Raw genomic sequence first — 12,226 nt, 5'->3', positions numbered from 1 at the left:
GTGGTGCTGGTCGGTGGCGACCCCGGCATCGGCAAGTCGACCCTGCTGCTGCAGGCGGTGGCGAAGATGGCGGCCGAGCTGCCGGTGCTGTACGTCACCGGCGAGGAGTCGCTGGCGCAGGTGGCTGGCCGCGCGCATCGCCTGGAGCTGCCGCTGGATGGCGTCAATGCGCTGGCCGAGACCGGCGTCGAGTCGATCCTGCAGCATGCGTCCAAGGCCGGCCCGCGGCTGATTGTGGCCGACTCCGTGCAGACCCTGTGGACCGAGAGCCTGACCGCCGCGCCGGGCTCGGTCAGCCAGGTACGCGAGAGTGCTGCGCGGCTGGTGCGCTTCGCCAAGGAAACCGGCACCGCCGTGTTCCTGGTCGGTCACGTGACCAAGGAGGGCGGCATCGCCGGCCCGCGCGTGCTCGAACACATGGTCGATGCGGTGCTGTATTTCGAAGGCGAGAGCGGCAGCCGCTTCCGCCTGCTGCGCGCTTTCAAGAACCGCTTCGGTGCAGTCAACGAGCTGGGCGTGTTCGCGATGGGCGACAAGGGCCTGAAGGAGGTCTCCAACCCATCGGCGATCTTCCTGTCCGGTGGCAGCACCCATCAACCGGGCAGTTGCGTGATGGTCACCCGCGAGGGCACCCGGCCGCTGCTGGTGGAGGTGCAGGCGCTGGTTGATGCGTCGCCGCTGTCGAACCCGCGCCGTGTCGCGGTTGGCCTGGAGCAGAACCGGCTGGCCATGCTGCTGGCGGTGCTGCATCGCCACGGCGGTGTGCTGGTCGGCGATCAGGATGTGTTCGTCAATGTGGTCGGTGGCATTCGCGTGCAGGAGACCGCGGCCGACCTGCCGGTGCTGCTGGCGGTGCTGTCCTCGCTGCAGGATCGGCCGCTGGCGGAGAAGACCATTGCCTTCGGCGAAGTCGGTCTGTCCGGCGAGATCCGGCCGGTGCCCAATGGCGAAGACCGCCTGCGCGAGGCGGCCACCCATGGCTTCAAGCGCGCCATCGTGCCCAAGGCCAATGCGCCGAAGGGCGGTTCGGTGAAAGGCATGGAAGTGATCGCGGTGGAGCGCCTGTCCGAGGCCATCGACGCGGCGTGATGCCAGCACTGTAGAGCCGAGCCCACGCTCGGCTGCTTTCTGTAGCGTCGAGCCATGGTCGACGGGTGGTCGAACAGCAGCCGAGCATGGCTCGACGCTACAAAGAGCGAACAGCAGCCGAGCATCGGCTCGGCTCTACACATGTCCAATGCAGCAACGGTCAGCTTCCCTGTGCTAGTTTTTCCCGCTCGACGAAGACGCCCTCTGGCGTCTTTCCGTGCCCAGGAGTAAACGATTACATGCAGGACACCGCGCTCACCGCCCCCAACGCCGAAATCCGTCGCGCCGGGGTCGATCTCAATGGACTGATGACGGTGCTGGGCAAGCACCTGTATTCCACCCCGGTGGTGGCGCTGCGTGAGCTGGTGCAGAACGCGCACGATTCGATCATCCGTCGCCGCATCGAACAGCCCGGCATCGAAGTGCCTTCGCGCATTTCGGTGCAGGTCGATGCCGCCGCTGGCGTACTGCGCATCACCGATACCGGCGCTGGCCTGACCCGCCAGGAGATCCACGATTACCTGGCTACCGTCGGCGTCGGCTACACCCGTGGCCTGCGCCAGGGCGGCGAGGACGATGAAGGCCTGATCGGCATGTTCGGCCTCGGTTTCCTCTCGGCCTTCGTGCTGGCGCGCCGGGTCAGCGTGCGTACCACCTCGTACCAGACGCCGGAACTGGGCCATCTGTATGTGTCCAGCAACGCCGAGCAATACACCGTCAGTGAGGTGCCGGCACGCGCGATCGGTACCGAGGTGGAACTGGAGTTGCATCCGGACTTCCTGCCGCTGGCCAACGAGGCGCGCCTGCACGAGGTGCTGGGCCGTTACTGCGCGCTGCTGTCCGAACCGATCTTCATCGGCGCTGCGGGCGAGGCGCTCAATCCCGAACCGCCGCCGTGGCGTGGGCAGGGGGATGTTGCTCTGCATCCGGTGCAGGCGCGCCGCCAGGCGCTGCAGTTCGCTGCGCGCTTCGAGCACGATTTCGAGCCGATCGTCACCGTGCCGTTGCGTGCCGATGGCAACAGCGATGCCACCGGCCTGCTGTGGGTGCAGGACGGCGCTACCTACGGCACCAGCGACAACCGCAACCTGTCGGTGTTCGTGCGCGGCATGCTGTTGGATGACGATGCGCGCGACCTGCTGCCGCCCTGGGCTGGGTTCATTGGCGGGGTGATCGAATCCTCGCGGCTGACGCCTACCGCCAGCCGCGAAGATCTGCAGCGCGACGACCAGTACCGCGCCGTGCAGCATGCGCTGCTGGAAGCGCTGATTGATGGCCTGGCCGACGTCGCGCGGCAGCAGCCGGAGGCTTGGCGACGCGTTCTCACGCGCCACAATGAGGCCTTGCTGGGCGCAGCGCTGTGCGATGATCGCCTGTTCGACCTGTTGCTGGAACACGTGCGCGTGCCGACCTCGCAGGGCGACCTGCCGGCCAGTGCGCTGCCCGCACGTGGCGCCGTGCACGTGATCCTCGACAACGGCGGCGGCTTCGAGGAAATGCTGTTCCGCGCGATGGGCGTGCCGGTCGCGCACGGCCATCGCTATGCGGTGGTGCCGTTCCTGCGCCGTTGGGCCCAGGCCAAGGGCCTGCGCTTGGTTGAATTGGGGACCGAACAGGGCAACCGTGCACTGTTCCGCAGCGATGACAGCCTCGACGAGGCGCAGCTGGCATGGCTGCGCGAGCAGCTCGGTGACGGCGAACAGCTGCTGCCGGCACGCTTCAGCCCCGAGTCGCTGCCGGTGGTGGTGGTGCCCGACCGCGAAGCCGAGCTGAAGCAGCGCCTGGAAGACGACGAGAACGACAAGCGCGTTTCGATGGCCGCGCTGCGCCTGGCCCGGCAGTTCACCGCGCGCATCGAATCGCGCGCACCGTCGCGGCTGTACCTCAACCTCGACAACCCGGCCGTGCAGGCGCTGTTGCGCGCCCAGCGCGAGGGGCATCCACAGGCCGAAGCCGCAGCCCGCCTGCTGCGCTCACTGAAGATCATCGTCGCCGCGCAGGGCCGCCCGCTGGCACGCGCGAACACTACGCCCGGCCCGGATCTCAACGGCGCCTTTACCGATATCGCCGGTGCCCTGCAGCAGATGCTGCGCTGAGCACCGTACCTTCTCATCCAGCCTTCGCTAGACAGGAGCACTTACCCCATGGACATCTGGAACTGGGTCGAAAAACTGCAGGGTGACCTGCGCCAGGCGGGCCAGGCGCAGAACGCGCACCTGCTGAACCGTCTCGCCGACGAGGTGAGCGAACTGCGTGTCGACCGCGTCGACGCGCTGCTGCCTGAAGCGCGTGCGCTGGGCAAGGCGCTGGACAACCCGTGGGTCGACGTCTACGTCGGCCACTGGGCGCTGCGCAATCGCGTCGGCAACCGCGTCGAAGGCGAAAGTGCGCTGGGCGAAGCCGTGGCGCTGTTCGAGCGTGCGCATCGTGAGGACACGATGGAGTGCCCGCAGTCGATCTGCGTGACCCAGGATCTGGCTGCCTGCTACGGCAACATCGATGGCCCGGGCTGGGTTCCCGAACGTGTCGAGGTGTGCGATGAAACGCTTGCACGCATCGATCCAAGCTGGGCCTGCTTCCAGTGCCTGAGCTGCGAAAAGGCCGATGCGCTGCTGGATGATGGCCGCGGCCAGGATGCGCTGGATTACCTGCAGGTGCAGTCGGATGCGATCGAGGCCTGCGGCAAGGAAGTGTTCGACAGCTTCCCGGAAATGCAGATCAAGATCCTGCTGGGCATGGGTCGCGCCGAAGAAGCGCTGTTGCTGATCGAGAAGCGAGAGGCCGAAGTGGCCGCGTCGGGCGAGTACGAGCCGGCCAACTGCACGGTGCCGCGCCGCCTGTCCAAGGCATGGGCGCTGGCCCAGCTGGGCCGCGACGAAGAGGCCGTGCAGCAGCTGGTGCCGTGGAGCGAACTGACGCCTACCTACTGGCGACTGTGGGCGAACACGGCCGCAGCGCTGTGCCGGCGCGATCCTGCACGCAATACCTGGGATCTGGGCACGCGCTTCAACACCATCATCGAACACTTTGCCGAGGTTGGCTCGCACCGCCTGCTGATCGAAGTCGCTGCGCTGAGCCTTGAACTGGCGCTGCAGCGAGGTGCACGCTGGGTGGCGCTGCGCCAGCTGGAACTGGCGCGTACCCATCTGGCGCAGCTGCGCCAGGACCGTGGTGCGGCAGCATTGGTGGCCGACCTGGCCGCGCGTATCGATGCATTGCCTGACGTTGCGCCGCTGCCGGTGCCGGCCAGCGAACTGCTGGCCTGGCTGAACGAGCAGGGGGAGCAGAACCAGTCGCGCGATCCGGAGCGCGAGGCCCAGTGGCTGCTGCAGGCACAGGCGCAGCTGCCCGATGACGAGGCGCTGGCTGAGATGGCTGCCTCGGCATTGAGCGCCTGTGGTGCGCAGGCGGAAGCGCGCGCATTGCTGTGGCGATTCGTGCGCGCACACGATCAGGATGATGGCCCGGCCGCCTACACGCTGATGCGCTGGCTGACCGAGCAGGGCGACGACGAGGGCCTGCGTCAGCTGGCCGGGATCTACCGTGGCAGCGTGCCGGTGTTCGCGCACTGGTGCGAGGTGCAGCGTGCACGTCGCGTGTCCGATTGGCCGGCGCTGGAGCAGGCCGCGCAGGCGCTGCTGGCCGCCTCGCCGGGTTCGCACGGCGCGCGGGGCACGCTGGCGCGCATGTACATGGAAACCGGCCGTTTCCGTGAAGCACAGGCCTGCTATGCGCAGCTGGTGGAGCTGCTGGAGGAACCCAACGCCGCGCACTGGGACCACATGAGTGCGGCCAGCGCGGCACGCGACTGGGATGCGGTGCGCCGCTCGGCGGCGGCGATCGGCATGGAGTTGTCCAGCCAGGATGGCGTGGTCGAGGAGCCGTGGGGCTGGGTGATCATCCGCAGTGAAGAGAATGGCGAGCCGATGGAGTACTACGCCCGTCGCAATGGCCCGGTGACCGCACGCATCGTCGAGAACGCACCGGCCAACCGTGCCCAGCAGGTCGGCGACTGGGTGGTGTTTGATGCCGCGCTGGTGCACCCGGCACCGGAGGAAGAAGAGGCCCGCGAGCACTTCATTCCGACCTATGCGCAGGTCCATGTGCTGGAACGCGGTGGTTTTGCCCGCAGCTGGCTGGTCGATGGCGCGCACCCGGGCGAAGAAGCCTGGAACGCCTTCGTCGAGGCGGCCGAAGCACAGGGTTGGAAGGTGTGGTCGCACAGCCGCGCGGACTACACCGTGACCGACCCCGACATGGAGGGAGGCACCCTGCCGGGCGTGCTGTTCACCGTTGCGCAGCCGCAGGACCACGCACCGCTGGCGCTGCACCGCTTCCTGCAGCAGGAGACCGCGAAGTGGCCGCACCCACACTGCTGGCTGCGGCTGGCCGAAGCCTGCGACCAGGACCGCCAGCCGCATCTGGATGTGATCGAGCGTTACGGGTTGTAAGTAGAGCCGAGCCTGCGCTCGGCTTATGCTGGAACGCAGCCGAGCATGGGCTCGGCTCTACAACAGATCGCCATCACGACCAAAGGGATTGGACATGCGAAAGACAGGGATGTTGATGATTGCCGGCCTGCTGCTGGCGCCAGCAGCACAGGCCGCGCCCGCCTGCCAGGAACCGGCAGCTGTGGCCCGCGCGTTCTACGAAGCGACGACGGGCGATGGCGACCTGCTGGAACCGCCGCCCGCGCTGGTCAGCCCCGGCTTCGGCAAGGCCCTGCGCGGCGAGCGCGCCTGCCAGCAGCGCGAAGAGGGCATCTGCACGATCGATTCCGATCCGTGGCTGGATGCGCAGGACGGCGACATCGAAACCCCTGTGCGTTACAGCTGGAAAGAGGCGTCGGCCACCGCCGGCGAGGTCGAGATGCGCTATTCGGTTTGGAAGAAGGCCTACGTGACCCGTCTATCGATGGTGCGCCAGGGGCAGGGCTGCTGGCAGGTCGATGACATCCTCACCAACAGCGGCCGTTCGGTGCGGAAGATCCTGGCCCAGCCTTGACGTTAGCGCCGGTGGCTGCCGACCGTTGGTCGGCACACCGCCTATCGCGAATGCCCGAACACCAGCTCGATCACGAACTGGCTGCCGAAGAACGCCAGCAGCAGCAACAGCATCGCCGCCAGCGTCCAGTGCACCGCCTTCATGCCGCGCCAGCCGTAGCGGCGGCGGCCGATCAGCAGCACGCCGAACACGATCCACGACAGCACGCTCAGCACGGTCTTGTGTACCAGCTTCTGTGCCAGCAGGTCGTCGACGAACAGCACGCCGGTGACCAGGGTCAGGGTCAGCAGCGCGAAGCCGACGGTGATCACCCGGAACAGCAGCGATTCCAGGTCGGCCAGCGGCGGCAGCGCCCGCAGCCACGGGCGGAACTCGCGGCGGCGCAGTGCGCGCTCCTGCAGCCACAGCATGATCGCCAGCAGCGCGGCGATGCTCAGCGTGGCGTAGGCCAGCAGCGCCAGCCAGGCGTGGCTGGCCAGGCGCCAGCCCAGCACCTTGCTCGGTTCGTGGCCGTAGCCGTGGTAGGCCAGCAGCAGCACTGCGGCCAACGGGAACACCACCACGCCCAGTGCCGACATCCGCCCACGCGCGCCGACCAGCGAGGTCAGCCACGCCATGCCCAGGCCGACCAGCGACAGCGCGGCGAAGAAATGCATGTCCGGCCCGCCGTTGGTACGCATCGCCACCATCACGTGGTAGCCGCCATGCAGCAGCATCGCCGGCAGGGCGGGCCACAGCCAGGTGGGGGAACCGGTGCTTTCATCGCGGCCGAGCGCGCGCACCAGCAGGGCACTGGCAGCCAGGTAGAGCAGGACGGCGATGAGAACGATTGTCATCGTTGCAGTTTCGCATACCCCTGCGATAGTGGCGACGGCCCCGTGGTCGCAGTCCGGCGAGGGGAGCGGACCCGTTATACTGTCTGCCTTATTGTCCCCCGCTTTCAGACAGGTTGCGTCGCATGTTCGAGTCCCTGACCCAGCGCCTTTCCGGCACCATCGAGCGCCTGCGTGGCCGCGGCCGCCTGACCGAGGAGAACATCCGCGAGGCGACCCGCGAAGTGCGCATCGCGCTGCTTGAAGCCGACGTTGCGCTGCCGGTGGTGCAGGCGCTGATCGAGCGCATCAAGGTGCGCGCGGTCGGCCAGGAAGTGCTGAAGTCGCTGACCCCGGGCCAGGCGCTGATCAAGGTCGTGCGCGACGAGCTGACCGCAGTGATGGGTGCTGAAGCCAGCGACCTGAACCTGAATGTCCCGGCCCCGGCCATCATTCTGATGGCAGGCCTGCAGGGTGCCGGCAAGACCACCACGGTGGGCAAGCTGGCCAAGCACCTGAAGGAAAAGCGCAAGAAGAAGGTGATGGTGGTGTCGGCCGACGTTTATCGTCCGGCCGCGATCGAGCAGCTGAAGACCCTGGCCGAGCAGGTCGGCGTGCTGTTCTTCCCGTCCAGCGCCGACCAGAAGCCGGAAGCCATCGTGCGCGCCGCCATCGACGATGCACGCAAGTCGTTCGTCGACGTACTGCTGGTCGATACCGCCGGCCGCCTGGCCATCGACGAAGCGATGATGGCCGAGATCAAGGCCCTGCACGCGGCGGTGAACCCGGCCGAAACCCTGTTCGTGGTCGACGCGATGACCGGCCAGGACGCAGCCAACACCGCGAAGGCCTTCGGCGATGCGCTGCCGCTGACCGGCGTGGTGCTGACCAAGACCGACGGCGACGCCCGCGGCGGTGCCGCGCTGAGCGTGCGCTACATCACCGGCAAGCCGATCAAGTTCGTCGGTGTCAGCGAAAAGCCGGAAGGCCTGGACGTGTTCCACCCGGACCGCATCGCCAGCCGCATCCTCGACATGGGCGATGTGCTGTCGCTGGTCGAGCAGGTCGAACAGCAGGTCGACAAGGACAAGGCCGCCAAGCTGGCCGAGAAGGTCGCCAAGGGCAAGAAGTTCGACCTGAACGACATGCGTGACCAGCTCGAGCAGATGCAGAACATGGGCGGCATCGGCGGCCTGATGGACAAGCTGCCGGGCCTGGGCAACATCCCCGACCATCTGAAGCAGCAGGTCAGCCAGGGCAAGGAAGTGCCGCGCATGATCGCCATCATCAACTCGATGACCAAGAAGGAACGGCGCAATCCGAACCTGCTCAACGGCTCGCGCCGCGCGCGCATCGCCAAGGGCTCGGGCGTGACCCCGGCCGACGTCAACAAGCTGATGAAGCAGTACATGCAGATGGAAAAGATGATGAGCAAGATGGCTGGCGGCGGCATGAAGGGCATGTTGCGCAGCATGAAGGGCATGATGGGCGCCATGGGCGGCCGCGGCATGCCGTTCCGTTGATGACGGCCCGGTCGCAGTCTGATGTAGCGCCCGAGCCTGTGCTCGGGCGGCGGCGCGCAGGCGATGCAACAAGCCGCCGGGCAGGCTCGACTCTACCCCCGCGCTGCGCGCACCATGGGGGCCTGTCCGAAACGATGGGCCGTCATGCAGAGTTCCGCTGTATCTTCCCGCGTCGAGGCGTTCTGCCGGCGCTTTGACGTTTCCGTTCCGATCCTGCTGGCACCGATGGCCGGCGCCTGTCCGGTGCCGTTGTCGGCCGCGTTGGCCAATGCCGGCAGCATGGGTGCGATGGGCGCGGTGCTGTCGTCATCTGCCGATATCGGTCGCTGGATGGAGGACTTCCGCGCGACCTCCACCGGCCCGGCACAGGTGAACCTGTGGGTGCCTGACCCCGTGCCGACCCGTGACGTTGCCGCCGAGGCCGCCAGCCGCGCCTTCCTCGCGCAGTGGGGCCCGGACGTGCCGGCCAGCGCCGCCGATGCCACGCCCGCCGACTTCGAAGAACAGTTCGCCGCGCTGCTGGCGGCGCGTCCTGCGGTGGCCTCGACCATCATGGGTGTGCTGCTGCCGCGCCACGTGCAGCAGCTGAAGGACGCCGGCGTCGCCTGGATCGCGTGCGCGACCACGTTGTCTGAAGCACGCGCTGCCCAGGATGCCGGTGCCGATGCCGTGGTGGCGCAGGGCGTGGAAGCGGGTGGGCATCGTGGTTCATTCGATCCGGCGATGGCCGAGCGCCAGCTGGTCGGCCTGTTCGCGCTGCTGCCGCGGCTGGCCGATCACCTGCACATCCCGGTGATTGCCGCCGGCGGCATCGCCGATGGCCGTGGTATCGCCGCCGCACTCACCTTGGGCGCCAGCGCCGTGCAGATCGGCACCGCGTTCCTGCGCACGCCGGAAGCGGCGATCGCCTCGGCGTGGGCCGATGGGCTGGCTGCCAGCGAACCGGAAGACACCTGGCCGACCCGTGCCTTCAGCGGTCGTCTGGGCCGTGGTCTGGCGACACCCTACGTGCGCGCCGCCGCCGCAGAAGGCGCCCCGGCGCCGCGTCCGTACCCGGTGCAGCGCGGCCTGACCGCGCCGATGCGCAAGCAGGCCGTGCAGGAAAACCGCCTGGCCGCGATGCAGGCCTGGGCCGGGCAGTCGGCATGGATGGCGCCGGCACAGCCGGCCGCAGACGTGCTGCGCGGCATGTGGAGCCAGGCGCAGGCACTGCTGCGATGACGCTGACCTGCAACGGTCAGCCGGCGCAGGTGGAGGATCTGCTGCCGGCGCTCGTCAACTACGGCCACTTCACCTCGCTGCAGGTGCGCGACCACGCGGTGCAGGGACTGGACCTGCATCTGGCGCGGCTGTCGCATGCCACGCGCGAGCTGTTCGGTAGCGAGCTGGATATGGCGCAGGTGCGGGCTTGGATGGTGCAGGCACTGCGGCAAGCGGGGCAGGGCGATGCCTCGTTGCGGGTGACGGTGTATTCGCGCCACTTCGATTTCCGCAATCCGCTGGCGGCGGTGCCCGTGGACGTGCTGGTGGCGGCGTCCGCGCCGGTGACGCTGACCGCCTCCAAGCGTGTGCGCAGCGTGGCCTGGCAGCGTGAACTGCCGCAGATCAAACATGTGGGCACCTTCGGCCTGTTCGCCGAGCGCCGCGCGGCGATGGCGGAAGGATTCGACGATGTGCTGTTCGTGACCGTCGATGGCGAAATGAGTGAAGGCAGCACCTGGAACCTGGCCGTGCACGATGGTGAACGGCTGCTCTGGCCGCAGGCGCCGGCCCTGCGCGGGACCGCCGAGGCGCTGCTGAAGCAGCATTGGCCGGGGGCGCAGGCCACGCAGCCATTGCGGCTGGCGGATATGGCCGGCGTGAAAGCCGCTTTTGCCTGCAACGCCAGCGGTCTGTGGGCGCTGGAGGCCATCGACGGGCATGTCCTGCCCGGCTCGCAGGCACTGGCTGAACAGGGCAGAGCGGTGCTTGCGGCGGTGGCTTGGGACGGTTTGGGGTGAAAAGCCCGCCGGGCATGGCCCAGCACTACCGTGAAGGCTGGTCACCCATGGGGTTGGCTCGGCCGGGCTCTGCCGCTATAATCGCCCGCTTACCTCGCCATCCTGGCGACTGGGCAATAGGAAAAACACCATGGTCAAGATTCGACTGACCCGCGGCGGCGCCAAGAAGCGTCCGTTCTACCACATCATCGTCACCGACGTGCGCAGCGCGCGCGACGGCCGCAACATCGAGCGCGTTGGCTTCTACAACCCGGTCGCCCAGGGCGCCGAGAAGCGCATCGAGCTGGACCTGGCCCGCGTTGACCATTGGGTCAAGAACGGCGCCCAGCCGACCGACAAGGTCCGCAACCTGATCAAGGAAGCGACCAAGTCCCAGGCCGCTGCGGCCTGATCCTGACGGGCCACGCTTCGGCGTGGCCCTCTTGGTTGAAGCAGATGAAAGATATCGAGCGCCGCATCCTGCTGGGCAGGGTTGTCGGCGCTTTTGGTGTGCGCGGCGAGATCAAGCTCGAGTCCTGGACCGAGCCACGTTCCGCCATTTTCCGTTACCAGCCGTGGATCGTGCGCAGCCCGTCCGGCGTGGAAACCACGATTGAAGGTGTACGCGGCCGCGACAGCGGCAAGCACCTGGTCGCCCGTTTCCCCGGCGTCGAGGACCGCGATACCGTCGAAGCGATGCACGGCACCGAGATCTACGTGGCCCGCAGTGCATTGCCGCCGCCGAAGCCGGACGAGTACTACTGGGTGGACCTGGAAGGCCTGGATGTGAAGACCACCGAGGGCGTTGCCCTGGGCCAGGTCTCGCATCTGTTCAGCACCGGCGCCAACGACGTGGTGGTGGTCCGGGGTGACCGCGAGCGGATGATTCCGTTCGTGCAGCCGGACTTCGTCAAATCGGTCGACTTCGAGGCCAACCTGGTCGTGGTCGACTGGGATCCCGAGTTCTGAGTGTGAGCATGCGTTTCGACGTCATCACCCTGTTCCCCGAGTTCCTCGCCCAGTCCGCTGGACTGGGCGTGGTCGGGCGCGCGCAGGAGAAGGGGTTGTTCAGCCTGCATGGCTGGAACCCCCGTGATTACGCCGAAGGCAACTACCGCCGGGTGGACGACCGTCCGTTCGGCGGCGGCCCGGGCATGGTGATGCTGATCGAGCCGTTGCAGGCCTGCCTGCAGGCGATCCGCGATGCTGATCCGACCCCGGCGCGGGTGATCTACCTCAGCCCGCAGGGGGCGCCGTTGACCCAGGCCAAGGTGCGGGAACTGGCGGCGCTGCCGCGCATGGTCCTGCTCTGCGGCCGCTATGAGGGCATTGATGAGCGTTTCCTGGAGGCCAATGTCGACGAGGAGATTTCCCTCGGCGACTACGTGCTGTCCGGTGGCGAGCTGGGCGCGGCGGTGATCATCGACGCCGTGGCCCGGCTGCAGGACGGGGCCCTGAACGACGCTGAATCGGCGGCCCAGGACAGCTTCGAAGGTGACCTGGGCCTGCTCGACTGCCCGCACTACAGCCAGCCGGCCCAGCACCCGCTGGGGGATGTGCCGGACGTGCTGCGTTCGGGCAACCACGCGGCCATCGCCGCCTGGCGCCGCCAGCAGTCGCTGGTCCGTACCGCCCAGCGACGCCCGGACCTGCTGGATGAACAGGCGCTGGGCAAGGCCGACCGCAAGCTGCTGGACCAGGCCCGCCAAGCCCGGAAACACAAGGCCAGCCCCTAGCGCAGGGCTGGCCTTATCGGCTATCATGGCCAATTCCCGTCGACCCTGGTCGGCGCGCGCAGTACCCAAAACAAACGTGCAGC

The 12,226-nt window shown here is 67.8% G+C and carries 11 protein-coding genes; 10 read left to right on the top strand and 1 reads right to left on the bottom strand.

Annotated elements, in window-relative coordinates:
- The 4 genes from radA to ARC63_RS04035 form a co-directional block, all read left to right on the top strand.
- Window positions 1-1,089, top strand: a 1,089-nt coding sequence (gene radA / locus ARC63_RS04050) for a DNA repair protein RadA (protein ID WP_057502591.1), incomplete at its 5' end; no start/stop codon positions are given.
- A 239-nt stretch (window positions 1,090-1,328) separates the two neighbouring features.
- Window positions 1,329-3,185 (top strand): ATP-binding protein, encoded by a 1,857-nt coding sequence (locus ARC63_RS04045; RefSeq protein WP_049411354.1) that lies wholly within the window; start codon window positions 1,329-1,331, stop codon window positions 3,183-3,185.
- Window positions 3,186-3,233: 48 nt separating this feature from the next.
- Window positions 3,234-5,540: a tetratricopeptide repeat protein gene (locus ARC63_RS04040; protein WP_057502590.1), complete on the top strand. Its 2,307-nt coding sequence runs from the start codon at window positions 3,234-3,236 to the stop codon at window positions 5,538-5,540.
- Between the two features lie 94 nt (window positions 5,541-5,634).
- Complete coding sequence (locus ARC63_RS04035; RefSeq protein ID WP_049411349.1) at window positions 5,635-6,093, top strand: YqhG/Tai3 family protein; 459 nt, start codon at window positions 5,635-5,637, stop codon at window positions 6,091-6,093.
- A gap of 41 nt (window positions 6,094-6,134) precedes the next feature.
- Here the strand turns inward: ARC63_RS04035 and ARC63_RS04030 are convergent, their stop codons facing one another.
- Window positions 6,135-6,929 (bottom strand): cytochrome C assembly family protein, encoded by a 795-nt coding sequence (locus ARC63_RS04030; RefSeq protein WP_010483269.1) that lies wholly within the window; start codon window positions 6,927-6,929, stop codon window positions 6,135-6,137.
- A gap of 122 nt (window positions 6,930-7,051) precedes the next feature.
- Here ARC63_RS04030 and ffh point away from each other — a divergent pair, with 122 nt between their 5' ends.
- The 6 genes from ffh to trmD all read left to right on the top strand — a co-directional run bounded on the left by ffh (window position 7,052) and on the right by trmD (window position 12,143).
- Window positions 7,052-8,428: a signal recognition particle protein gene (gene ffh / locus ARC63_RS04025; protein WP_010483267.1), complete on the top strand. Its 1,377-nt coding sequence runs from the start codon at window positions 7,052-7,054 to the stop codon at window positions 8,426-8,428.
- Window positions 8,429-8,572: 144 nt separating this feature from the next.
- A complete protein-coding gene (locus tag ARC63_RS04020) occupies window positions 8,573-9,649 on the top strand; it encodes an NAD(P)H-dependent flavin oxidoreductase (RefSeq protein WP_057502589.1) in 1,077 nt (358 codons plus the stop codon).
- Window positions 9,646-10,428: an aminotransferase class IV family protein gene (locus ARC63_RS04015; protein ID WP_057502588.1), complete on the top strand. Its 783-nt coding sequence runs from the start codon at window positions 9,646-9,648 to the stop codon at window positions 10,426-10,428. Before ARC63_RS04020 ends, ARC63_RS04015 begins: the two co-directional genes overlap by 4 nt.
- Before the next feature lie 130 nt (window positions 10,429-10,558).
- Complete coding sequence (gene rpsP / locus ARC63_RS04010; protein ID WP_005415733.1) at window positions 10,559-10,819, top strand: 30S ribosomal protein S16; 261 nt, start codon at window positions 10,559-10,561, stop codon at window positions 10,817-10,819.
- 44 nt (window positions 10,820-10,863) lie between these two features.
- The gene (rimM, locus tag ARC63_RS04005) at window positions 10,864-11,376 is read left to right on the top strand and encodes a ribosome maturation factor RimM (RefSeq protein ID WP_010483256.1); all 513 of its coding nucleotides are present in this window, start codon (window positions 10,864-10,866) and stop codon (window positions 11,374-11,376) included.
- An 8-nt stretch (window positions 11,377-11,384) separates the two neighbouring features.
- The gene (gene trmD, locus ARC63_RS04000; RefSeq protein ID WP_057502587.1) at window positions 11,385-12,143 is read left to right on the top strand and encodes a tRNA (guanosine(37)-N1)-methyltransferase TrmD; all 759 of its coding nucleotides are present in this window, start codon (window positions 11,385-11,387) and stop codon (window positions 12,141-12,143) included.
- Window positions 12,144-12,226 lie beyond the last annotated feature (83 nt).

The organism is Stenotrophomonas geniculata ATCC 19374 = JCM 13324 (assembly GCF_001431625.1).
Taxonomy (GTDB): domain Bacteria; phylum Pseudomonadota; class Gammaproteobacteria; order Xanthomonadales; family Xanthomonadaceae; genus Stenotrophomonas; species Stenotrophomonas geniculata.
Note: the sequence above shows the minus strand (reverse complement) of the source record. Positions and strands in the feature narration are given on the sequence as shown.